Here is a 23,331-nt window from a genome sequence, read left to right as displayed (position 1 = left end):
TCTTAAAGCACACAACTATGAAAAATGCGATATTAATTTCTTTCCTATTTTTACTATTAGGAAACACAGCCTTTTCTCAGAATGTTTCTTTTTTTAATAACCCAAGTGAAGATGTAAGTTTTAGTTTGACTTCGTATAATTACACAATATTTAAAGATTACATTTTTACGTCTGGGTATGATAACATAAATGGAAAAGAATTATGGAAAACAGATGGAACAACTTTAGGAACTTCACTTGTTAAAGACATTAACCCTGGAATCTCAGATTCATCTCCAAGCAATTTTACTGTTGTAGGAAACCTTTTGTTCTTTACAGCAAATGATGGTGTTAATGGTACAGAACTTTGGAAAACAGATGGTACAGAAGCTGGAACAGTACTTGTAAAAAACATAAATAATAACAACCAACAATCATATATATATGAATTAAATTCTTTTAAAGGAAAATTAATTTTCTTTGCAAATGATGGGATAAATGGTAGTGAATTATGGGAATCAGATGGTACTGAACTTGGCACAAAAATTTTAAAAAACATAAGACCTGGAAGTTTTAGTTCTTATGAACCATCAGGTTTTTATTCTGTTATTTTAAATAATGAATTTTATTTTACTGCAAATGATGATTCAGGTAAAGAACTTTGGAAAACGGATGGAACAGAAGCTGGAACAGTTCTTGTTAAAGATATTTATACAGGTGTTGGTGGGTCTCACTCTAACCCCAAATACCTAACCGTTTACAACGGAGAAATATATTTCCAAGCATTCGAACCTACAAATACAGGTAGAGAATTATGGAAAACAGACGGTACAGAAGCTGGAACAGTACTTGTAAAAGATATAAAACCTGGAAAAAACGACTCTTATCCTCAAGACTTGATAACTTATAATGGAAATTTATATTTTTCGGCGAATGATGGAAATGGTAGTGAACTATGGGTTTCTGATGGTACAACAGAAGGTACAATTCTTTTAAAACACATCAACACAAATCCAGGTAACACTCATTCTAGTCCAAGTAAATTTATAGAATTTAATGGCGTTTTATTTTTTACAGCAGACAATGGTAATACAGGACACGAACTATGGAAAACAGATGGAACTGAAGATGGTACTGTACTTGTAAAAGACATAAGACCCGGAGCTATGACCTCACATATTCTGTATATAAATGAGTACAAAGGAAAATTGTATTTTGATGCAGATGATGGCGTAAACGGAAAAGAACTTTGGGAGTCTGACGGCACAACTGCAGGGACTATATTAAAACAAGATATTAACATTGGTTCTTCTTCATCTCCTGATAACTTTATAAAATTTAAAGAAAAACTTTTTTTTAGGGCTTTTGGATTGACAGGTTATAAAAACTACAAACTATCATACCCAAACACATTTACAGCAGCATCTGGTAACTGGAATACAAATGAAAATTGGAGTTTTGGTGTAGTACCAATTGCGAATGATGATGTTGAAATCCCTGTTGGTAAAACAGTAAATATAAATATTGAAAATTTAGAAATTATAGATTTACATCTTTTAGGAACATTAAATATAAACGCAGGAAAATCAATGACTGCAAAAGGAAATTTATTTGCAGATACAGGAACTCTAAATATCTATTCTAATGCAACATCTAGCGGTTCTTTAATTGTTAATGATTCATCTTCAGGTAACATTACTTATAACAGATATGTTACTGGTATTGATACTGCCCCAGAACCAGATTTTAAACCTTGGCATTTAATTTCATCACCTGTTTTTGGAGAAAATGTTGAAGATATTATTACAAATGGTTCTTTAGCTGATGGTTCTGGAGATAACAGAAAAGGGTTGGCTTTATACCAAAATTCAGTTGATGGAAATCCTTGGACTTATTTTAACACAAGTTCATCTGAGGTAATGAATTCTGGAAATGGTTATTCTGTTTTACGCTCTACAGACGGAATAATTCCGTTTAAAGGAACTTTAAAAACAGATGATTTAGAATACCCTATCTCCTTAGGAATTTCAGGAACAGGAGTTGAAAATAAATGGAACTTGATTGGAAATCCATATCCTTCTTTTATTGCTATAAATAACGATGCAGATGCAACTAATAATTTTATAACACAAAATGAAGCACATATGGATCCCTTATTTGTTGGTTTGTATTTTTGGAACCCTGTAAAAAATTCTTATGACGTTATTAATAAAACAACCGACGGGAACAAATATATTACACCAGGACAAGGATTTTTTATTGCTTCTAAAGAAGATGGTGGCAACATTACCATTTTAGAGGAAATGCAAAAACATCAACCAGAAAACTTATTTTTAAGAAGTACAACAAATAGCATAGCTAAAATACTTTTATCAGTATCTAACGGAACGGAAACAAAATCCACAGAAATAAAATACATAGCAGGTACAACCACTGGCTTAGACCCAGGGTATGATGCAGGGTTATTTAATGGAATTACTTCTGATTTTTCTATTTATACACGCTTATTAGATAATAGTAACACAACAAATATTGCATTACAATCTTTACCTCCAGAAAATTACGAATCTATGATTGTTCCAGTAGGGTTAAAAGCTAATGAAAATACTACACTTACATTTTCTGTAAATGCAACAAATTTACCAAATGACATCAATGTGTATTTAGAAGACAGAATGCTCAATTCTTTTACACATTTAAATAAAACAAATAGCGAATACACAATTATGTTAGAAAGTGCTATTAACGAAATTGGTAGATTTTACATACACACAACGCCAACTGTTTTAAGCATAAAAAACAACACTTTATCTACGGTAAATATTTTTAAAACAAATGTATCTACAATTAGAATAATGGGGCTACCTCAAGGAAAAACAACTTTTACTTTATTTAATATTCTAGGAAAACAAGTACTTGACAGCTATTTTAGTGCCAATGGAGTTCAAGATATTAATTTACCAAAATTAGCGGCAGGTTTTTACATTGTAAAACTACAAACTGAATCAGGAAATTTAACTAAGAAAATCATTTTAGAATAATAACAAGAAAGGCATAAATAATGTAAATAAATAATATTACAGTAAAGTAATGCTGAAGAAATAGAAATTTAACTAAATGTTTCAAGTTAAAAATTACTAAAATATTTTCTATTTATAGCGCTGTAAAAATTTTACTTTTCATTTTTCAATGCTTTAATATCTACTATTAATTGAGCAATTGAAGCTCTATTAAGTCCATTATAAATACCTCTAATGTGTTTGTTTTTATCTATCAATACAAAATTTTCTGTGTGTAAAAAATCATCAATACCTAACGGTTCTCCTAAGTTTTCTTCTACAAAATAAAACTGTCTTCCTAAATCATAAATTTGCTTTCTATCACCAGTAACTAAATGCCATTTTTTATCATCTATCTTTTTTTCTAAAGCATATTCTTTAAGTTTTACGACCGAATCTTTTTCTGGAGTCACAGAATGTGACAATAACAAAACGTCGTTATCATTTTTAAACTCTTCTTGAATTTTATACATATTGCTTGTCATCATCGGGCAAATACCTGGACAAGTTGTAAAAAAGAAATCAGCAACATAAATTTTATTCTCAAAGGTCTTCTGAGTTACTGTTTCCCCATTCTGATTTACAAGATTAAAATCTGGAATTCTATGAAAGCTAGTTAATTCTTTACTTGTAGGTGAAATCCATTTTGGTGTAAATGATGCTTCATTAAAATAAGGCAAAGCATCTACCCTGCTTGTTTCTTCTTTTTTTTGATTTGTTTTACAACACATCAAAAGAAAGATAAAAACATAAAAAATATTATTTACTTTCATATTGTACTTCTTCTTTATTTAATTTATAACATAGATTTGCTCGGTTCATTCCAAAAATTCTTCCATTTTTAGCTTCATAATTCACATAAATCTTACCATTTTCTAACCATGCTTGCTGCATTCCTTCTTCTTTCCCTTTGTTTAAATTTCTTTTCTTTGCTAATTGACCACTGGAGTACCATCGCTGTTGAACCCCATGTTTTACTCCATCTGTATAATTATATTCAGATGCAATTGCTCCACTTTTCCACCAAACTTTAACAATTCCATTTAACTTATTTTGTTGGTAATAAGATGTTTTTTGAAGAGTACCATCTTGAAACCATTTATTAGAAACTCCTTGTTTTTTTCCATTAAAAAAACCTGTTTTTTCTGCAATGCTTCCATCTGAAAAATAAACTACAGCAAAACCATTAAAAGGTTGTTTTTTATAAAACCATTGTCCTTTTTCAGGAATTAATTTAAGCTGATTTTTATCAACTAAAATGGTTTTAATTTTTTCTTCATTTATCACATTTAAATTAGCTTTAGTAGCTGCTTGTTTACAACTACTAAAACTAAAAAGAACAAGTATATAAAAAACCTTAATTAATTGCATTGGGTGTTCCTTTATATGGTCCTGCAAAAACAATATAACTCCCTGTCGTTGAATATAAATCATTAATAATATGATAATGATATTCTGCAGAATCTGTGTGCTGTGTAGTACTTGTATGTCCTCCAGAAGCATCTAAGTCCGTAGGGTAAGTTCCTGTTGAATTACATTTTCTTCCGTAGATAAAAAATCCATCAGAAATTATACCTACCAAATTTTCATCATCATTTGTCCAAGCTCTTGGTTCTAAATGATAATGATATTCTTGCGGTCCAATATGACCTCCTGTATAATCTAAACTTCCTGCTGCTTGATCTAAAGCTCCGTTTCCTTCTTGGTCATTAAAAATAGCTGCTCCACTTACAGCAATCCCAATAGCTCCTAAAGATGTGTTTGTAGTACTACTTGCCAAACTAGGATGTTGAGACACCGTTAAACTTGCAGCTGCATCATACCCCGGAATTAAACTTGGTGTCATTTCTGCTTCTGATGTTACGGTTGGTGCTACATATTTTGCATGTCCTGAACCCCAATATGGTGTTGTATGATTTGGGTTTCCTGTTGTTTCTATAACTACATTAGATCCCTGCAAATATATGTCTGTTTCTGCTGTGTCAAAATCTGCAAAAGCATTGTGTAAAGTCCCTGTTGTTTCTTCTAACTCTTCTTCAATATCTGATGATGAGCTACATGCTATTATTACAGTAAATAAAATAGCTAAAATGCTTAATGTTTTTATAAATTGATTTTTCATTTCTTTGTGTTTTTTGTTATTGTTTTTTATTTAGATGGCTTTATTAAAAAAAATCGCAATTTCTTACAAAGCATTTAAAATCAAACCACTTTAAATTTTGTTTTCACTTTGTTAATCTAAATAATCTTCTACAGCTACTTTTCTTGCCGCAACATGACTTTTTAATTGGCTTACTGCTGATTGAAATTCTGAACTATTATTTAAAAATGAATATCCCGGAATTTCTGATGTTGCATAAGATTCTATTAATGCCGCATAATTTGTATATAATGCTTATATTGTAGTTTCATTAAAAGCATCATCTATTACTTCTTGTACGTATGTATCATATTTTGCTTTGTATTCTTCATCCTGATATAAATAACCTATTATTGGCCATTGTGTGGCATTTAATCCCGAAAAATCTAAAGGTAAAGAACCTCCCATTTTCCCTGTTTGCAATGCTTCATTATTATCCCAAGGAATCCACGTTAATTTACTGGTATCCGGATTGTTATATAAAAAATAATTATGCGTCATTCTTCCGTATGTATCCCAATTTTGAACAACTGTATTTACTGCTAAATATTTTAAAAATACATCTGTATCAAAAACCGCCTCTAAGTTTGTTCTCCAAGTTGCAGGATCTGTAGTTCTTGTTGCATTATGTAGTATTGAATATAAATCAGACACATCAGAAAAGTCTGCTTCATCTTCATTGGTTTTCTTTACATACTCATCTTCATTATAAGTTCCACTTGCAAAAGAGGCTGCATCTCCATCGGGCTTGTATAAATTTCCATCATCATCAGAAAATTGAGTATCTATAACAGTATCATCAACTTCTTCAACTAATGTATATACCCCAAAATATTCGGGCCCATTTCCATGATCTACATATACTGTATAAAAAGCAGTATGTGAAGCTGCTAATCCAGCATTTCTAAAAACATCTGTAGCCACTTTTTCTCTTAACATCGATTTATCATCGTAATTATTTTTAAGACTTAATTTTTTAAATCCATAAAAACGTTGATTTTTTATTTGCGGATAATCATCTTCAAATTCATCAAAATCTAATTTAAAAGATAATTTTAAAATTCCTGCTTGCCAACTAGATTGTAAACTTGAATTTCCTTTAAAACGAATACCAACACGGTACCATTCTTTATTCTGATAAAACACTTCTGCAGGAACAAAAATTGGGTTTTCATCTACTTCTGTTGTTGCACCTCCTGTTCCAGGACCTCCTGGGCCTCCTGAAGTTCCGCCGAATGTTCCATAAAGGCTTTCCATATTGTTTAACATTGTTTGCCATCTTTCTGATGTTACAACAAGGTCTAATCTTTTTACGGTATTATCCTTGAATACCTCTTCAAAATTTGGATCCGCATCTTTACTATGAGTATCAACTGTCCAATCTGTGGCAGTAAATTCTGTATCATCAATAATTACATTTTGATCTTCTAATTCTTCTACAACATCGGCGATTTCATCGGTTGCGCAAGAATATAAAGTAAATACTATAAGTGTTGAAAATAGAATGGTTTTAAAATTCTTCATAAACTTCTATAATTAGTTCGTTTTTAATTTTTTAATTTCTAGGTCTTTCTCTTTTTTCGGGTTTAGGAGCATTTTTAATCTCTTTTTTAGAAATAAAACCATCGTTATTTGTATCTATTTTTTTAAAATCTTTTTTTAATGGACCTTTAGCTTCTTTTAAAGAAATTTTTCCATCTTTATCTGTATCTAAATCTTTAAGGATTTGTTTTATTGATGGTGGTCCTTCTGGTCTTTTTCCATTTCCTTCTTTTTGGGCAAATGATGATGTTGAAACGAATAAACCTAATGCTAGTACTGCTAAAATTTTGTTTGTTAATTTTTTCATTTTTTTATATGTTTTTGTTTATATAAATTTAGATGCTAGCATTTTTATAAACTTGCGCACGTTAACTTTACTTTAACAAAAAACCCTATTTCTTGATTGAAATAGGGTTTATAAAAACATGATAAATATTATCTAGGTGGAGGTGGCATCCCTTCGTTTCTTAGCCTAGGACCTCTTTCATTAACTGGAGGTCTTTCACTCCCTTTAAGAGCTTCATTAATGATATCATCAAATACTTTTACCTGTTTTTTTGTACATATTTTTCTTACCTTACTAAAGAATCTATACAGCTCTGTATCTTTTTTAGCCTGTAAAACGCTAATGGTACTTATAATTGAATCTGAATTAAAATTTTCTTTAGAAAAAGAATTAAATAAAACATCTTTATTTTTTCTAATTTGATTTTCAAAATTCATCATAAATTCTCTATGAGTTTTGTCTAACTCCCTAAATTGCTCTTTTTGATCATCATTAAATTGTAATCTCTCTATTAAAAAATTTCCTTCTTGACGATGTTGTGGTTTTTCATGAGGCTTAGTCAGCAACATAAAAATTAAAACTGCATTTAAAAAAATTAATAAGACTAATAAAATTGGAAGTAATTTTGATTTCATAACTTTTAATTTAAAATTGAACTACTGCTAGATTGTAAAGAGTATTCTTCCGCAAATATTTCTATATCTGAACTAACCGTTGTTTCTGATGAAGAAAATGCATAAAAAATGGCGCTAACATTTAGTAATAAAACAACACATAGTGTTACCAACTGTAATTGAGGAGTAAACCATGAAAAAACTACTTTCTTTACTTCTTTTTCTGCATTTAGTTTTTGCAAAACTTTATGCTTAAAAAAATGGTCTACCTCTACCTTCTCTATAGCATCTAATACCTTAAAGGTATTTTCTACTTTTTGATTTATTTTTTTATTCTCCATTTTTATTTCGTTTACAAAATAATTCCCTAAGTCTTTAGATGCCAATACTTTTAAAAACTTGCGTTAATTATTAGATTTATAAAAATTTTCTAATTTCTCTTGTAATTTTTTCTTTGCTCTAAACATTATAGACTCTACTGATGATAAACTTTTTCCTGTAATTTCTACAATTTCTTGATAACTCTTTCCATCGATTTTAGCCAAAGTAAAAATAACTCTTTGGCTTTCTGGCAAAGTGTTAATTGCTTTAAAAATTATTGCTGATTTTTCTTTATTCTCTAATAAAATTCCTGGGTGATTTACTTCTGTAAAATAATTTGTTTTGTCAAAAGGAATTTCATTTCCTAAGATAGTTTGCATAAAAGCAAATCTTTTTTTGGTGTTTTTTTTTCTAATAAATTCTAAACATTTATTGGTCGCAATTTTATAAATCCACGTAGATAATTTAGCATCTCCTTTAAACTTGTGTATTGACTTAAATACCTCTAAAAAAACTTCTTGTGCAACATCTTCTGCATCTTCTTTATTAGGAATAAAAGAAATACAGGTGGCAAACACTTTTTGTTGATAATCATCTAAAAGCTGACTAAAAGCACTTTGTTTGCCCAATTGTAATTCTATAATAAAATTTTCTTCGTTCAATGGATTTTTTTATCAAAAAGTAAACATACAAAAAAACCAGATAAACAATAAAGTTATCTGGTTTCTAATTAAGATTTGAAGCAAATTTATGCTTTATCAAACAATGCTTTATGTATTAAACCAGCAACTATTGCGCCTGCAATTGGAGCCGCACAAAACAACCAAGATTGTGTTAAATATTCTCCTCCTGCAAAAATTGCTTGACTCATAGAACGCGCAGGGTTTACAGAAGTATTAGTAATAGGAATGCTAATTAAGTGAATTAATGTTAAACCTAAACCAATAGCAATTGGCGCAAATCCTTTAGGAGCTCTTTCATTTGTACTTCCTAAAATAATCAATAAAAAGAACATTGTTAATAAAAATTCTGCCACAAAAGCAGACTGCATAGAATATTTATCGGGAGATAATTCTGCATAACCATTTGCAGCAAAACCGCCAATAGTTTCAAAACCTTCTTTACCTGAAACAATTAAATACAAAGCACTTGCAGCTAAAATAGCACCTATTAACTGCGATAAAATATAAGGCAATAATTCTTTTGCAGCAAACTTACCTCCTGCCCAAAGACCAAAAGAAACTGCAGGATTAAAATGTCCTCCAGAAATATGTCCAACAGCATATGCCATTGTTAAAACAGTTAAACCAAATGCAAGAGCTACTCCTACAAAACCAATTCCAAGTTCGGGAAAACCAGCAGCAAAAATTGCACTACCACATCCTCCAAAAACCAACCAGAAAGTTCCAAATAATTCAGCAAAATATTTTTTCATAATATAAAATTTATAATTAACAAAGTTTAGTTGATATCAGTATTACGACACTAATAAATAAAAAAAGTCACCCTATAAATATTTACTGTAGATTTTTTAATGAGAAAATAAGAATATGTATCTTTGCAATACAATTACTTTTTATGAAATTATTATTGCTTACTTTAGGTTTATTAGCACTTGCTATTGCAGGTATTACTATAAAAATTTGGGCTAAAAAAGATGGTAAATTTGCAGGAACTTGTGCAAGTCAAAACCCGATGTTAAATAAAACTGGAGAATCTTGTGGTTTTTGTGGAAAAACACCAGATCAATTTGACAATTGTTCGGAACCAGAACATAATTAATCTCTTTTTTAATTAAATGATTATACCTGTACTTTTCTACTTATTTGTAGCATTTACAGTTATTCAAATAATTTATTATTTAGCTTTCTCTACTTTTCTTTTAGACAATAAAAAAGAAAAAAAGAATTCTTCAGAAATTTCTATTTCTGTAATTATTTGTGCTAAAAATGAAGCAGAAAATTTACAAAAATTCCTTCCTTCAATTTTAGAGCAAGATTATGCTACTTACCAAGTTATTTTAATAAATGATGCTTCTTCAGATGAAACTTCTGAGGTTATGAAATTTTTTAAAGAAAAAAATTCTAATATTAAAATAATTGATGTAGAAAATATTGAAGCTTTTTGGGGAAACAAAAAATATGCCTTAACATTAGGCATTAAAGCAGCTAAATACGAACATTTATTATTTACAGATGCAGATTGTAAACCCGTTTCTAAAAATTGGATTCGTGAAATGTCTAAGAGTTTTACACATAAAAAAACTATTGTTCTAGGATATGGAAAGTATCAAAAAGAAAAAAAATTGGTCAACTTATTTATCCGTTTCGAAACCTTACTAACAGCAATACAATATTTTAGTTATGCAAAAATAGGCTCTCCTTACATGGGAGTAGGTCGTAATTTAGCCTATCATAGATCCGAGTTTTTTAATGTAAAAGGATTTATAAACCACATACAGGTTAGATCTGGTGATGACGATTTATTTATACAAGATGCATCCAATAAAGAAAACACAACATTTTGTACTTCAGAAGATAGTTTTACCATTTCTGAAGCTCCTAAGTCGTTTAAAGAGTGGTCTCGTCAAAAACGTAGACATATTTCTACAGCAAAACATTATAAAACCAAACATAAGTTCTTTTTAGGATTGTTCTTTATTTCTAAAGTATTTTTCTTTGTTTTGGCTCCCATACTTTTCTTTTTTTATCCTTGGAAAATTATTTTACCAATAGTACTTTCTTATTATTTAATTCAATTTATAGTCATTGGTTTTTCTGCTAGAAAACTAAAAGAATCACAAATTATTTATTTTTTGCCCTTTTTAGAAATTGGTTTATTGTTATTTCAATTTAGTATATTTATCAATAATTTATGGTCAAAACCCAATCATTGGAAATAAAGAATAAAAAACTAGAAATTAATATATCTAAAGCTAAAACTGGTAATCAATCTGCTTTTCGGTTTTTATTAGATACTTATTGGGCAGACGTTTTTAACTATCAATTAAAAAGAACCAAAAGTGAAAATGATGCAGAGGATATTACCATACAAACATTCTCTAAAGCATTCGATAAAATAAATACTTTTGATGAAAAATTTGTTTTTAAAACTTGGTTAATTACCATTTCTAAAAATGTTCATATTGATTTATTACGAAAAAAAAATATTTCTATTTCTATAGAAACTACTAAAGAACAAGAAGAAAAAGTATACCTAGTAATTGATGAAAGTCCCACTCCAGAAGACAAAATTATTAGAGAACAAAATTTAGCAAAATTGTTAAAAGATATAAAACAATTAAAACCTAAATATCAAGAAGTTATTCAGTTACGTTATTTTCAAGAATTATCTTACAAAGAAATTTCAGAACAAATTAAGGAACCAATGAACAACGTAAAAGTAAAACTTTTACGAGCAAGAAAGTTATTAGCAGAGATTATTAAGAAATCTTAAAAATGAAAAAATCATTCCTACAATCTTTAGGTCCAGGTTTATTATTTGCAGGAGCAGCAATTGGCGTTTCTCATTTAGTACAATCTACTAGAGCTGGTGCTGAATTTGGTTTTGGATTAATTTGGGCATTATTATTAGTGCATTTGTTTAAGTATCCCTTTTTTCAATTTGGCCCTCGTTATGCTGCTGCAACCGGTGAAACCTTATTAGACGGTTATAAAAAATTAGGGAAATGGGTTTTATTAAGCTATTACATTTTAAATTTTGCGACAATGTTTACCATACAAGCAGCCGTTACAATAGTTACCGCTGGATTGGCATCGCAACTTTTTGGGTTTACCAATGATTTGGTGCTATGGTCTACGATATTGATGTTTATTAGTCTCATTATTCTTGTCGTAGGAAAATACAAGTTGTTAGATAACTTAATGAAATACATAATTATTATCTTAACAATTAGTACAATAACAGCAGTATCTGTTGCCTTATTTAGTTCTAAAGAAGTATTTGATGTAATTCAAATTTTACCTTCAGGATCTGTAGAAATTACTTTTTTAATTGCTTTTTTAGGATGGATGCCTACCTCTTTAGATATTTCTATTTGGCATTCTATTTGGACTGTTGAAAAAAGTAAAAATACATTTGTAAAAATAAAACCAAAAGACGCAATCTTTGATTTTAACGTTGGCTATATTGGTACTTTAATTTTAGGAATTTGCTTTGTCCTTTTAGGAGCCTTAGTAATGTATAAATCTGGGGAAACTTTTTCAAGTAAAGGAAGTATTTTTGCTTCACAACTTATAAAATTATACACTAAAAATTTAGGCGAATTTTCTTATATTTTTATTGGAATTGCAGCTTTTACTACAATGTTTAGTACAACCATAACCACATTAGATGCTTCTCCTAGAGCTATGACAAAAACTACCAATTTATTGTTTAACAAAAAAACAAAATTTAATTATTGGTTTTGGATTATTTTCTTATTTATTGGCACCATTATCATCTTAAAGTACTTTATGAAAAACATGGGAATTCTAATAAAAACTGCAACTATTTTATCTTTTTTAACGGCACCTTTTTATGCCATTTTTAACTATATTTTAATTACAGGAAAACATACACCAAAAGAATATCAACCAAGCCTTCCTTTAAAAATATTAAGTATTGTTGGTATCTTGTTTTTAATAAGTTTTAGTATTTGGTTTTTAACGAGCCTATAAAAACTTTAAAAATACCGGAATAGAAATTTCAATTTCATGTTCTGTACTCTTTAATGTTCCCTTTTCCTTATCTCTTTTAAAAACTACAATATTGTTACTTTTTTGGTTTGCTACTACTAAAAATTTATTATCTTTTGATAGGGCAAAATTTCTCGGCCAATTTCCCCCCGTAGAAATATGATTGATTAAAGTTAGTTTCCCTTCATTAGTTACAGAGAACGTTGCTATAGAATTATGTCCTCGATTAGAAGCATATAAAAAGTTGCCATCTTTAGAAAGATGAATATCAGCAGAAAAACTCTTACCTATAAAATCTTTTGGTAAAGTGCTTATTTTTTGAATTCTATTAAAAACACCAGTTGCTTCGTTTATTTTAGAAACAATAATTGAATTTGAAAACTCATTAATAAGGTACGCTATTTTTTTTGTTGAATGAAAAACAAGATGTCTTGGCCCATCTCCACTATCTGTTTTTAATGCTGTTTTTTTATTCTCCAAAATACTATTGTGTATAGGATAACATAGAATTTCATCAATCCCTAAATCTACAGCATAGAGAAATTTGTTATTATAAAATGTGGTACAATGAGCATGCGGGTTTTCTTGATTAGGCAAAATTGTTCCCTTTCCTTCATGTTTTTTTGTTTGTATAGATGAATTAAAAACACCTTTATTACTAACATTATAAACAGATATATTTCCTGAAGAGTAATTCCCTACAGCCACTAAATTTTCATCCGAATTTAAAGATACATAACAAGGATGTTTCCCATTTGTAGGCAAAGTAGAAAGTTGAACTAACTCTGTTTTATCTTTATTCCATTTAAAACTTACAATAGTACCTGGATCATTCTCTTGAATCACATAAACAAATTCATTGTTTTTAGAAGTAGTTAAATAAGACGGATTTGATAATTCTGCAACAAGTACTTCCTTTTGGAATTCACCTGTGTTAGAGTTCATTTGCAATTTATAAACCCCTTTGCTTTTTTCTTTTGTATAAGTGCCTACTAAAATTTCCAAATCCTTTTTATTTTCATTAATTAAAACTTTATTTTTTGATTCTTTTTTACAACTTACAATGACTATAAACAATAGTAAAGTAATGATTTGTATCGTTTTAAAGCTCTTCATATTTTTATTTTATAAAACTCTAAAATACTAATTCATTTCTAAAAGGTTCTATTAAAATATTCTAAAGTTTTCTTTGTAAATTTGCAACTCAATTTTAAGTGAATGTCAGAAAATTCAGTAATACTTCCAGAAAGACCCAAAAAACCAAAATGGTTACGCGTAAAATTACCCGTTGGTAAGAAATACACGGAATTAAGAGGTTTAGTAGACAAGTATAAATTAAACACTATTTGTACAAGTGGAAGTTGCCCTAATATGGGGGAATGTTGGGGAGAAGGAACTGCAACGTTTATGATTCTAGGAAACATTTGCACACGTTCTTGTGGGTTTTGTGGTGTAAAAACAGGAAGACCAGAAACCGTAGAATGGGATGAACCCGAAAAAGTGGCTCGTTCTATTAAAATTATGAGTATTAAACACGCTGTAATTACTTCTGTAGATAGAGATGATTTAAAAGATGGAGGCTCTATAATTTGGGCAGAAACTGTTGATGCTATTCGTAGAGCAAACCCAACTACAACTTTAGAAACTTTAATTCCCGATTTTCAAGGAAACACAAAACAAATAGATAGAATTATAGAAGTACATCCAGAAGTTGTTTCTCACAATATGGAAACTGTGAGAAGATTAACTAGAGAGGTTAGAATTCAAGCAAAATACGATAGAAGCTTAGGTGTTTTAAAATACTTAAAAGAAAATGGAATGCGTACCAAAACTGGTTTAATGTTAGGTTTGGGTGAAACTGAAGAAGAGGTAATACAAACCATGAAAGATTTACGCGCAGTAAATTGCGATATTATTACTATTGGTCAGTATTTACAACCTTCTAAAAAACATTTACCTGTAAAAGAATTTATTACTCCAGATCAATTTAAGAAATACGAAACTTTAGGCTTAGAAATGGGGTTTATGTATGTAGAAAGTGGCGCTTTAGTTCGTTCTTCTTACAAAGCGCACAAACATGCAAAATAAACAGCTTTAGGGTGATAAGTTTTTAACTTTAAACAAGATTTATCAATAGTGAAAATCAATAAAAATTAACGATTCTTTAATTAGAATCGTTTTTTTGTTAAAAAAATATAAAAATCACATTCATTTAACATTTATATGAAGAATATTATACTTTGGCACAATACTTGTAAAAGTAAGATTGAAGACAACGTTGTAAACTGTTTTCATTGTGTAAATTATTTGAATTAGTTAGTTAAAAAAACCATCTCTATTGAGATGGTTTTTTCGTTTTATTCTAAAAAAATAGTTGAATCGTTATTCTTGAGATTGAATTTCTTTAGCAACTTTTTCAACTTCATCTAAAACACGTAATAAATTACCATTCCAAAGTTGGGCTATTTGTTTTTCTGTATAACCTCGTTTTACTAATTCTAAAGTAACGTTTAACGTTTCAGAAGCGTCATTCCAACCTTCTACACCTCCACCACCATCAAAATCTGAACTAATACCAACATGATCAATCCCCATTTTTTCTACTAAATAGTCTATGTGATCTACATAATCAGCAACATTTACTGGAGAAGTATTAGATGATTTCATTAATTTTTTTGCTTCTTTAGATAATCTTTTATAAGTAGCAATAAAATTTGTTTTTTTACTACTATTCATTTTTCTAATTTCTGCTCTAGAACTTAATTCTAATCTTTCTTTTTCTGCTAACTTTTTTATAATCTTATTTAGTTCTTCTTTATAAATTTTATCTTTTTCTGTGTTTACATAAGAACTAAAAGCAACCGTTTGCACAACTCCTCCATTTTTTTTCATCCATTCTAATTGCTCATCATCTAAATTTCTGCTATGATTACATAAAGCTCTTGCAGATGAATGTGATGCTATAATTGGCGCTTTAGATAATTCTATCATATCTTTCATAGATTTTTTTGAAGGATGAGAAACATCAATCATCATTCCCCATTTATTCATCTCTTTAATGACTTCTTTCCCTAAATCACTTACACCATTGTGCAACCAAATACTATCTTTTTCTCCTGTATTAGAATCACAAAACTGACTGTGACCATTATGAGAAAGACTCATATATCTTGCTCCTAAATCATAGAATTGTTTTACTCTAGAAATATCTGTTCCTAAAGGATAAGCATTTTCTACACCAATCATAGCTACTTTTTTTCCTGAAGCATAAATATCTCTGGCTTCTTTAGAAGTCACAGCCAACCCAATTCTATCTGGCGCAATTTCTTTTGTTAACTTATGAATAGCTTCAAACTTACTCATAGCATTTTTGTAAGCCTTCTTATAACCTTCTTCATTTAATTCTCCTTGCCCTGTATAAACAATAAAAAAAGCAACATCTAAACCGCCAGCTTCCATATTTGGTAGATTTACTTGATTCTCTAATTTTTGTGTATAATTGATAGAATCTGTAAAATTAGAAACGTTTATATCTACATGAGTATCAAGAGTCATAACACGTTTGTGAATTTCTTTAGCTTTGGCCAAATTGTCTTCCGGTTTTACTTCGGTTTTCTTACAAGAAGATACTACTAAAAGTAGCACTAAGATTTTTAGGTATTTCATTTTATAAAGTTTGATATTTTTATAAAGGTAGCAAAATTTGTAAAACTAAAAAACCACCTCAATTGAGATGGTTTCTATTATTGCATGTAAAAAAATTATTATTAAATAGCACTTATAATATCGTACTTTGTTATAATTTGATGGTTCCCATTTTCTAAATCAACCAAAACAGCTTGATTCTCTTTAGTTATCAATTTAGAAATATCTTCTAATTTTGCAGATTTTTTTACAACAGGATAAGGTTTTCCCATAATATCTTTAATGGGTTTATCTCCAATATTTTTATCTGCTATAAAATTATGCAATAACACAGATTCATCAATAGATCCTACAAAACCATTTACATCTTTTATAGGAATTTGCGATATTTTAAAATCACGCATTCTTTCAATGGCATGTGAAACTAATTCTTCTGTTTGTGCGGCAACCAAAGGGCTATCATTATGATTTTTAATTAAATCTTCTGCTGTTTTAATATCTTCTTCTAAAAAACCTCTATCACGCATCCAATCGTCATTAAACATTTTACCTACATATCTACTTCCATGATCATGAAATAATACAACAACAACATCTTCTTTTGTAAAATGCTCTTTTAATTGTAACATTCCTTTTACAGCAGATCCTGCAGAATTCCCAACAAAAATACCTTCTTCTTTGGCAATTTTTCTAGTATAAACGGCAGCATCTTTATCGGTTACTTTTGTAAATCCATCAATTAAAGAGAAATCTACATTTTTAGGTAAAATATCTTCTCCAATTCCTTCTGTGATATATGGATAAATTTCATTCTCATCAAAAATACCTGTTTCATGATATTTCTTAAATACAGAACCATAGGTATCTATTCCCCAAATTTTAATATTCGGATTTTGCTCTTTTAAGTATTTTGCAGTTCCAGAGATCGTTCCTCCGGTTCCTACACCAACTACAAAATGAGTAATTTTACCGTCTGTTTGTTCCCAAATCTCTGGCCCTGTTTGCTCATAATGTGTTAAAGCGTTACTTGGATTGTCATACTGATTTACATACCAAGAATTGGGTGTTTCTGCTCCCAAACGTTTAGAAACTGAATAATAAGATCTTGGATCTTCTGGCTCTACATTTGTTGGACACACAATTACTTCTGCACCTACAGCACGTAAAATATCCATTTTTTCTTTAGACTGTTTGTCTGATATTACAAAAATACACTTGTAGCCTTTTATAATTGCAGCTAAAGCCAATCCCATCCCTGTATTTCCAGATGTTCCCTCTATAATCGTTCCTCCAGGTTGTAAACGACCATCTGCTTCTGCATCTTCAATCATTTTTAAGGCCATTCTATCTTTTATAGAATTCCCAGGATTAAAGGTTTCTACCTTTGCCAACACTAGAGCATCAATTTCTTTTGTTACTGAATTTAACTGTACCAAAGGTGTATTACCAATAGTTTCTAATATATTTTTTGCGTATTTCATTTCTTCATTTTACAATTACAAAGGTAATTATTTTTTGGGCGTTACCTAAAAAGGTCGCGCTTTCATTACTCGCTTTTTTTTGTTTTCTAAAAAACAAACAAAAAAAGAGCTCAAACATGCCATTCAATCGCTAACGCAAAAATTCTAGGTGTTTTTTGTAATACTAATTGTTAGCAAAAAGTTGCGTTAGCGATTGTAGTGACATCCTTTTTGAGGAAGGAAAAAAGATACAACGAAAAGCGCGGCCTTTAGGTAACGCCCATATCTAAGAAAGATTAAGCAAACTTAATTGACTTTGAAGGATTGATTTTTGTGATGATATAAGAAGGGATTATTAGCATTAAAAAACACAAAATAAGCGTACCAACGTTTAAAGCTAAAATTGTACCAATAGAGATATAAACAGGCATTGTAGATACATAATACGTTTCTGGATCTAAGGTAATTACTTTAAAGAAATGTTGTATCCCAATAATAGATAACCCTATGATATTTCCCCATAAAAGTCCTTTTAAAATTAAATAAGCGGCATTGTATAAAAACACTTTTCTAATACTAGAATTTTGACTTCCTAAAGCTTTTAAAATACCAATCATTTGTACGCGTTCTAGAATTAAAACAAGTAAAGCAGTTATCATATTTATTCCTGCGATAAGAATCATAATTGCTATGATAAACCAAACATTATTATCAAAAAGATTTATCCATTCAAAAACGGTAGGATATCTATCAACAATAGTTTTACTATTTAAAGTTGCGCCAATATTACTGTAAATTTCTGCTCCCTTTTCTTCAATATTATCAAAATTATCTAGTAAAACTTCAAATCCACCAACTTCATTTTCTGTCCATTTATTTAATTTTTGAACTTCTCTAAGATCACCAATCATCATATTCTTATCAAACTCAGCAAAACCAGAATTATAAATTCCTACAATCGTATATTTTCTATTAGAAGGCCACTTGCTATTTTTGTTTTTTATAAAAGTAGCTAAAATGGTATCGTTCAATTTTAATTGTAAACGATTGACAATTGTTTGCGACAATAAAACTTCTTTTGTTCTTAATTGGTTAAAATTAGGGATTTTACCAGCCACCAAATATTCTTTAAAGAAAGTCCAATCGTAATCTGTAGATACTCCTTTAAAGATAATCCCTTCAAAATCTGTTTCTGTTCTTAAAAGGCCAGCCTTATTAGCAAAAATTTGTACATTTTTAATACCAGAAACAGAAGAAAACTCTGGATAAAAATCTTGATTTTTATTTATAGCTGTAATAGAAATATTTGAGTTATTATTTTCATAATTTGTAATTTGAACATGACCTTGAAAACCTGCCATTTTATCGCGAATTTTATACTGCAAACCAGCTCCAGTTGCCACAGCAATAAGCATAATAATGATTCCTAACGCAATTGCAGTAATAGCAATTTTTATAATAGGCGATGAAATACTATTCTTATACTTTTTACCCGCAATAATACGTTTTGCAATAAATAATTCGTAGTTCAAATTAAATGTAAGTTTTATACCTTTCAAAAATACATATTTATTCTTATTAAAGAATATCTAATGAAAGCTGTAGTAATTAACTTCTTTTCTTCTTAACGTTAGACTCTAAAGGTAAACGCTTTTTTAACGCTTCAACTATATTATATGTTGCCGGACAAATAGCTGTATTTTCTATTGTTAAATCAGTAATTCCTATAAACTTTCTTCTATTAGTATGTGGATATTCTGCACAAGCTTTAGGTCGAACGTTATAAATAAAACATGAATTATCAGATTCATCAAAAAAAGTACAAGGAGCTGTTTTTAATACCATAAAATCATCTTCATCTCTTTCTAAATATTGTTTTTGAAAATCAGCAACTTTCATTTTTAAATGTTTAGAAATACGTTCTGTATCTTTATCTGTAAAAATAGGACTCGTAGTTTTACAACAATTTCCACAGTCTAAACAATCTGTTTTTGCAAATTCTTCATCATGTAATTCTTGCATTACATAATCTAAATTTTTAGGAGTTCTTTTCTTCAATCTTGCAAAATACTTCTTACTATCTTTTTTAGCTTCTTCTGCTAATTTTGGGAGTTGTTCTAAGCGTTTTTCCATTGTACAAAAATACAATTATTCTTGACCAAAAATCATTCAAAAAAACAAATAAAAATATGTAATTTTGCATTTCAATTTTCAAGAGTACATGAACATTCAAAACATCATAGAAACCAAAGTAAAAGAAGGTTTTTTAGCTTTATACAATATAGAAATTCCATCTGTAGAATTTCAAGCAACTAGAAAAGAATTTGATGGAGATATTACAGTGGTAGTGTTTCCTATGTTGCGATACAAGAAAGGAAATCCTGTTCAAATAGGTGAAGATTTAGGAAGCTACATTGTAAAAAATATAGACGAAGTAACCAACTACAATGTAGTAAAAGGATTTTTAAATCTAGTTATTGATGACACTTTCTATACTAAATTCTTCAATGCAATCTATTCAAATTCAACTTATGGCTTTGTTTCGCCAAAGGCGGATGAAAAAGCAATGATGGTAGAATACTCATCACCAAACACCAACAAGCCTTTACATTTAGGACATGTACGTAATAATTTATTAGGCTATTCTGTTGCCGAAATTATTAAAGCAGCAGGAAAAAAAGTCTATAAAACACAGATTATTAACGACAGAGGAATTCATATCTGTAAATCGATGTTGGCTTGGGAAAAATTTGGAAACGGAGAAACTCCTCAATCTACTGGATTAAAAGGTGATAAATTGGTTGGGAATTATTATGTAAAATTCGACCAAGAATATAAAAAAGAAATCGCTCAATTAATTTCAGAAGGAAAAACAGAAGACGAGGCTAAAAAAGAAGCTCCTTTATTTATTGAAGCGCAACAAATGCTACTAAAATGGGAAGCTGGAGACGAAAAAGTTGTAGCTCTTTGGAAAGAGATGAACTCATGGGTTTATGCAGGTTTTGATGTTACTTACAAAAGTATGGGAGTAGATTTTGACACCTTATATTATGAAAGTAATACTTATTTATTAGGAAAAGATGTAGTTGCACAGGGCTTAGAAAAAGGCGTTTTCTACAAAAAAGAAGATGGCTCTGTTTGGTGCGATTTAACAGATGATGGCTTAGATGAAAAAATTGTGTTACGTTCAGACGGAACAGCTGTCTATATGACACAAGATATCGGTACAGCTATTCAGCGTGTAAAAGATTTCCCTGATGTTGGCGGAATGGTGTACACTGTTGGTAATGAACAAGATTACCATTTCCAAGTGTTATTTTTAATCTTAAAAAAATTAGGTTTCGATTGGGCAAAACAACTACATCACTTAAGTTATGGGATGGTAGATTTACCATCTGGAAAAATGAAATCTAGAGAAGGAACCGTTGTAGATGCTGATGATTTAATGGATGAAATGACCACAACTGCCAAAGAAATTTCTGAAGAATTAGGGAAATTAGATGGGTATTCTAATGATGAGAAAAACGAATTATACAAAACAATTGGCTTAGGCGCATTAAAATACTTTATCTTGAAAGTAGATCCTAAAAAAAGAATCTTATTCGACCCAAAGTCTTCTGTAGATTTTCAGGGAAACACGGGTCCTTTTATACAATACACATACGCAAGAATACAATCTATCATTAGAAAAGCAGATTTTGATTATTCAAAACCTGTTACCATAGACTTACATGATAAAGAAAAAGAATTGTTAAAACAATTAGAATTATATCCAGAAACGGTGCAACAAGCTGCTGCCAATTATTCGCCAGCAATAATTGCAAACTATACATATGATTTAGTAAAAGAATTTAATTCTTTTTATCAAAATGTATCTATTTTGGGTGAAGAAAATCAAGATAAAAAAGTTTTTAGAGTACAATTAGCAAAGAAAGTTGCAGACACCATAAAATCTGCATTTTCTTTACTAGGAATTCAAGTTCCTGAAAGAATGTAAAATAACATTGATGTGATTAAAAAAAATTTATGGAGAATGATTAAATTTGCATTAACAACATCAACAAACAGATAAACAAACAACAAGATGAAATACGACATCATTATCATAGGAAGTGGTCCTGGAGGATATGTAACAGGAATTAGAGCTTCACAATTAGGCTTTAAAGTTGCCATTGTAGAAAAAGAAAACTTAGGTGGAATTTGCTTAAACTGGGGATGCATCCCAACAAAAGCATTGTTAAAATCTGCACAGGTTTACGATTATTTAAAACATGTAGACCAATATGGCTTAAAAGCCGAAGCAATTGATAAAGATTTTGAAGCTGTAATTAAAAGAAGTCGTGGTGTTGCAAATGGAATGAGTAAAGGTGTTGCCTTTTTAATGAAGAAAAATAAAATCGATATTATTGATGGTTTTGGAAAAATAAAAACGGGTAAAAAAGTAGATGTTACTGCTGCCGATGGTACGGTAACAGAATATAGTGCAGACAATATTATTATTGCAACTGGTGCACGTTCTAGAGAGTTACCTAATTTACCACAAGATGGTAAAAAAGTAGTTGGTTATAGACAAGCTATGAACTTACCAAGCCAACCAAAATCTATGATTATTGTGGGTTCTGGTGCAATTGGTGTTGAATTTGCTCATTTTTACAACTCAATGGGAACAGAAGTTACTATTGTAGAATTTATGCCAAATGTAGTTCCTGTAGAAGATATTGATGTTTCTAAACAATTTGAACGTTCAATTAAAAAAGCAGGAATAAAAGTAATGACAAATTCTTCTGTTGAGTCAGTTGATACTTCTGGTGAAGGTGTGGTTGCAACTGTAAAAACAAAAAAAGGAGAAGAAACTTTAACAGCTGATATTTTATTATCTGCAGTTGGAATTAAATCTAACATTGAAAACATTGGTTTAGAAGATGTTGGAATTATTGTTGACAGAGATAAAATATTGGTAAACGATTTTTACCAAACTAACATACCTGGTTATTATGCTATTGGTGATGTGGTTCCTGGACAAGCTTTGGCACACGTTGCTTCTGCAGAAGGAATTACTTGTGTTGAAAAATTAGCTGGTTTACATACAGAACCTATAGATTACGGTAATGTACCTGGTTGTACCTATGCTACTCCAGAAATTGCATCTGTTGGTTTAACAGAAGCAAAAGCAAAAGAAGCGGGTTACGAATTAAAGGTTGGTAAATTTCCTTTTTCTGCATCTGGTAAAGCAAAAGCAGCAGGAACTCCTGATGGTTTTGTAAAAGTAATTTTTGATGCTAAATATGGAGAATGGCTAGGTTGTCATATGATTGGTGCTGGTGTTACAGACATGATTGCTGAAGCCGTTTTAGGACGTAAATTAGAAACTACTGGTCATGAAGTTTTAAAAACAATTCACCCTCACCCAACAATGAGTGAAGCTGTTATGGAAGCCGTTGCAGATGCTTATGACGAAGTAATACACTTATAGAAAACTTTTTTTGTTATTTGTGAGTACTTTACAAAGAATTTCATCTATAGAAACAATACATTAATCGAAAATCGAAGTGAATCACTTCGGTTTTTTTGTACATTTAAATACTAAA

22 protein-coding genes are annotated in these 23,331 nt (G+C 29.9%); 8 read left to right on the top strand and 14 right to left on the bottom strand.

The window, feature by feature from the left end:
* The first annotated feature begins 17 nt into the window (after positions 1 to 17).
* Positions 18 to 3,020, top strand: coding sequence for an ELWxxDGT repeat protein (locus tag MC378_RS01565; protein ID WP_242176955.1), 3,003 nt, complete (start codon positions 18 to 20; stop codon positions 3,018 to 3,020).
* Between the two features lie 131 nt (positions 3,021 to 3,151).
* On the opposite strand, the gene MC378_RS01560 is transcribed toward MC378_RS01565, so the two are convergent.
* From MC378_RS01560 to aqpZ, 9 genes are all read right to left on the bottom strand, one after another.
* Complete coding sequence (locus MC378_RS01560) at positions 3,152 to 3,769, bottom strand: SCO family protein (protein ID WP_242176954.1); 618 nt, start codon at positions 3,767 to 3,769, stop codon at positions 3,152 to 3,154.
* 28 nt (positions 3,770 to 3,797) lie between these two features.
* A complete protein-coding gene (locus tag MC378_RS01555; RefSeq protein ID WP_242176953.1) occupies positions 3,798 to 4,409 on the bottom strand; it encodes a toxin-antitoxin system YwqK family antitoxin in 612 nt (203 codons plus the stop codon).
* Complete coding sequence (locus MC378_RS01550; RefSeq protein WP_242176952.1) at positions 4,396 to 5,160, bottom strand: YHYH protein; 765 nt, start codon at positions 5,158 to 5,160, stop codon at positions 4,396 to 4,398. Before MC378_RS01550 ends, MC378_RS01555 begins: the two co-directional genes overlap by 14 nt.
* Before the next feature lie 273 nt (positions 5,161 to 5,433).
* Positions 5,434 to 6,702: a CotH kinase family protein gene (locus MC378_RS01545; RefSeq protein ID WP_242176951.1), complete on the bottom strand. Its 1,269-nt coding sequence runs from the start codon at positions 6,700 to 6,702 to the stop codon at positions 5,434 to 5,436.
* A gap of 31 nt (positions 6,703 to 6,733) precedes the next feature.
* Positions 6,734 to 7,027 (bottom strand): EF-hand domain-containing protein, encoded by a 294-nt coding sequence (locus MC378_RS01540; protein ID WP_242176950.1) that lies wholly within the window; start codon positions 7,025 to 7,027, stop codon positions 6,734 to 6,736.
* A gap of 128 nt (positions 7,028 to 7,155) precedes the next feature.
* On the bottom strand, positions 7,156 to 7,641 hold the full coding sequence (locus MC378_RS01535) for a hypothetical protein (protein WP_242176949.1): 486 nt from the start codon (positions 7,639 to 7,641) through the stop codon (positions 7,156 to 7,158).
* Between the two features lie 5 nt (positions 7,642 to 7,646).
* Positions 7,647 to 7,961, bottom strand: a complete 315-nt coding sequence (locus MC378_RS01530; protein ID WP_242176948.1) for a hypothetical protein — start codon at positions 7,959 to 7,961, stop codon at positions 7,647 to 7,649.
* Positions 7,962 to 8,024: 63 nt separating this feature from the next.
* Complete coding sequence (locus MC378_RS01525; protein ID WP_242176947.1) at positions 8,025 to 8,603, bottom strand: RNA polymerase sigma factor; 579 nt, start codon at positions 8,601 to 8,603, stop codon at positions 8,025 to 8,027.
* A gap of 86 nt (positions 8,604 to 8,689) precedes the next feature.
* Positions 8,690 to 9,376 (bottom strand): aquaporin Z, encoded by a 687-nt coding sequence (aqpZ, locus tag MC378_RS01520; protein ID WP_242176946.1) that lies wholly within the window; start codon positions 9,374 to 9,376, stop codon positions 8,690 to 8,692.
* A 143-nt stretch (positions 9,377 to 9,519) separates the two neighbouring features.
* Between aqpZ and MC378_RS01515 the strand changes: the two genes are divergently transcribed.
* From MC378_RS01515 to MC378_RS01500, 4 genes are read left to right on the top strand one after another with little or no spacing between them, the layout of a single operon-like run.
* Positions 9,520 to 9,723: a membrane or secreted protein gene (locus MC378_RS01515; RefSeq protein WP_242176945.1), complete on the top strand. Its 204-nt coding sequence runs from the start codon at positions 9,520 to 9,522 to the stop codon at positions 9,721 to 9,723.
* Positions 9,724 to 9,739: 16 nt separating this feature from the next.
* Entirely contained in the window at positions 9,740 to 10,843 is a 1,104-nt protein-coding gene (locus tag MC378_RS01510; RefSeq protein WP_242176944.1) for a glycosyltransferase, read from the top strand.
* Positions 10,816 to 11,397, top strand: a complete 582-nt coding sequence (locus MC378_RS01505) for an RNA polymerase sigma factor (RefSeq protein ID WP_242176943.1) — start codon at positions 10,816 to 10,818, stop codon at positions 11,395 to 11,397. Before MC378_RS01510 ends, MC378_RS01505 begins: the two co-directional genes overlap by 28 nt.
* A 2-nt stretch (positions 11,398 to 11,399) precedes the next feature.
* Entirely contained in the window at positions 11,400 to 12,620 is a 1,221-nt protein-coding gene (locus tag MC378_RS01500; protein WP_242176942.1) for an Nramp family divalent metal transporter, read from the top strand.
* Here MC378_RS01500 and MC378_RS01495 read toward each other — a convergent pair.
* Complete coding sequence (locus tag MC378_RS01495) at positions 12,615 to 13,754, bottom strand: lactonase family protein (RefSeq protein ID WP_242176941.1); 1,140 nt, start codon at positions 13,752 to 13,754, stop codon at positions 12,615 to 12,617. The two genes, MC378_RS01500 and MC378_RS01495, sit on opposite strands and share 6 nt — an antisense overlap.
* Before the next feature lie 102 nt (positions 13,755 to 13,856).
* Between MC378_RS01495 and lipA the strand changes: the two genes are divergently transcribed.
* Positions 13,857 to 14,726 carry a lipoyl synthase gene (gene lipA, locus MC378_RS01490; protein ID WP_242176940.1) on the top strand — a complete coding sequence of 290 codons (870 nt, stop codon included), beginning with the start codon at positions 13,857 to 13,859 and terminating at the stop codon, positions 14,724 to 14,726.
* Positions 14,727 to 15,020: 294 nt separating this feature from the next.
* Here lipA and MC378_RS01485 read toward each other — a convergent pair whose 3' ends face one another.
* From MC378_RS01485 to MC378_RS01470, 4 genes are all read right to left on the bottom strand, one after another.
* A complete protein-coding gene (locus MC378_RS01485) occupies positions 15,021 to 16,304 on the bottom strand; it encodes a dipeptidase (RefSeq protein ID WP_242176939.1) in 1,284 nt (427 codons plus the stop codon).
* A gap of 101 nt (positions 16,305 to 16,405) precedes the next feature.
* Positions 16,406 to 17,764: a pyridoxal-phosphate dependent enzyme gene (locus MC378_RS01480; protein WP_242176938.1), complete on the bottom strand. Its 1,359-nt coding sequence runs from the start codon at positions 17,762 to 17,764 to the stop codon at positions 16,406 to 16,408.
* 275 nt (positions 17,765 to 18,039) lie between these two features.
* Positions 18,040 to 19,275 (bottom strand): ABC transporter permease, encoded by a 1,236-nt coding sequence (locus MC378_RS01475; RefSeq protein ID WP_242176937.1) that lies wholly within the window; start codon positions 19,273 to 19,275, stop codon positions 18,040 to 18,042.
* Between the two features lie 76 nt (positions 19,276 to 19,351).
* Positions 19,352 to 19,876 (bottom strand): YkgJ family cysteine cluster protein, encoded by a 525-nt coding sequence (locus MC378_RS01470; RefSeq protein ID WP_242176936.1) that lies wholly within the window; start codon positions 19,874 to 19,876, stop codon positions 19,352 to 19,354.
* A gap of 88 nt (positions 19,877 to 19,964) precedes the next feature.
* On the opposite strand from MC378_RS01470, the gene argS reads away from it, so the two are divergent.
* Positions 19,965 to 21,740, top strand: a complete 1,776-nt coding sequence (argS, locus tag MC378_RS01465; protein WP_242176935.1) for an arginine--tRNA ligase — start codon at positions 19,965 to 19,967, stop codon at positions 21,738 to 21,740.
* Positions 21,741 to 21,827: 87 nt separating this feature from the next.
* Positions 21,828 to 23,216, top strand: a complete 1,389-nt coding sequence (gene lpdA / locus MC378_RS01460; RefSeq protein ID WP_242176934.1) for a dihydrolipoyl dehydrogenase — start codon at positions 21,828 to 21,830, stop codon at positions 23,214 to 23,216.
* The last annotated feature ends 115 nt before the right edge of the window (positions 23,217 to 23,331 follow it).

Origin of the sequence: Polaribacter marinus (assembly GCF_022662535.1) — a bacterium.
Taxonomy (GTDB): domain Bacteria; phylum Bacteroidota; class Bacteroidia; order Flavobacteriales; family Flavobacteriaceae; genus Polaribacter; species Polaribacter marinus.
This window is presented reverse-complemented; position numbering and strand designations above follow the sequence as displayed.

Coding starts and splice junctions, on each gene's coding strand:
- MC378_RS01480 (WP_242176938.1), bottom strand. CDS start 17,764: ATGAAATACGCAAAAAATATATTAGAAACTATTGGTAATACACCTTTG.
- MC378_RS01535 (WP_242176949.1), bottom strand. CDS start 7,641: ATGAAATCAAAATTACTTCCAATTTTATTAGTCTTATTAATTTTTTTA.
- MC378_RS01560 (WP_242176954.1), bottom strand. CDS start 3,769: ATGTGTTGTAAAACAAATCAAAAAAAAGAAGAAACAAGCAGGGTAGAT.
- MC378_RS01530 (WP_242176948.1), bottom strand. CDS start 7,961: ATGGAGAATAAAAAAATAAATCAAAAAGTAGAAAATACCTTTAAGGTA.
- MC378_RS01515 (WP_242176945.1), top strand. CDS start 9,520: ATGAAATTATTATTGCTTACTTTAGGTTTATTAGCACTTGCTATTGCA.
- lpdA (WP_242176934.1), top strand. CDS start 21,828: ATGAAATACGACATCATTATCATAGGAAGTGGTCCTGGAGGATATGTA.
- MC378_RS01555 (WP_242176953.1), bottom strand. CDS start 4,409: ATGCAATTAATTAAGGTTTTTTATATACTTGTTCTTTTTAGTTTTAGT.
- MC378_RS01505 (WP_242176943.1), top strand. CDS start 10,816: ATGGTCAAAACCCAATCATTGGAAATAAAGAATAAAAAACTAGAAATT.
- MC378_RS01470 (WP_242176936.1), bottom strand. CDS start 19,876: ATGGAAAAACGCTTAGAACAACTCCCAAAATTAGCAGAAGAAGCTAAA.
- MC378_RS01545 (WP_242176951.1), bottom strand. CDS start 6,702: ATGAAGAATTTTAAAACCATTCTATTTTCAACACTTATAGTATTTACT.
- MC378_RS01485 (WP_242176939.1), bottom strand. CDS start 16,304: ATGAAATACCTAAAAATCTTAGTGCTACTTTTAGTAGTATCTTCTTGT.
- aqpZ (WP_242176946.1), bottom strand. CDS start 9,376: ATGAAAAAATATTTTGCTGAATTATTTGGAACTTTCTGGTTGGTTTTT.
- lipA (WP_242176940.1), top strand. CDS start 13,857: ATGTCAGAAAATTCAGTAATACTTCCAGAAAGACCCAAAAAACCAAAA.
- MC378_RS01500 (WP_242176942.1), top strand. CDS start 11,400: ATGAAAAAATCATTCCTACAATCTTTAGGTCCAGGTTTATTATTTGCA.
- MC378_RS01495 (WP_242176941.1), bottom strand. CDS start 13,754: ATGAAGAGCTTTAAAACGATACAAATCATTACTTTACTATTGTTTATA.
- MC378_RS01550 (WP_242176952.1), bottom strand. CDS start 5,160: ATGAAAAATCAATTTATAAAAACATTAAGCATTTTAGCTATTTTATTT.
- MC378_RS01510 (WP_242176944.1), top strand. CDS start 9,740: ATGATTATACCTGTACTTTTCTACTTATTTGTAGCATTTACAGTTATT.
- MC378_RS01540 (WP_242176950.1), bottom strand. CDS start 7,027: ATGAAAAAATTAACAAACAAAATTTTAGCAGTACTAGCATTAGGTTTA.
- argS (WP_242176935.1), top strand. CDS start 19,965: ATGAACATTCAAAACATCATAGAAACCAAAGTAAAAGAAGGTTTTTTA.
- MC378_RS01565 (WP_242176955.1), top strand. CDS start 18: ATGAAAAATGCGATATTAATTTCTTTCCTATTTTTACTATTAGGAAAC.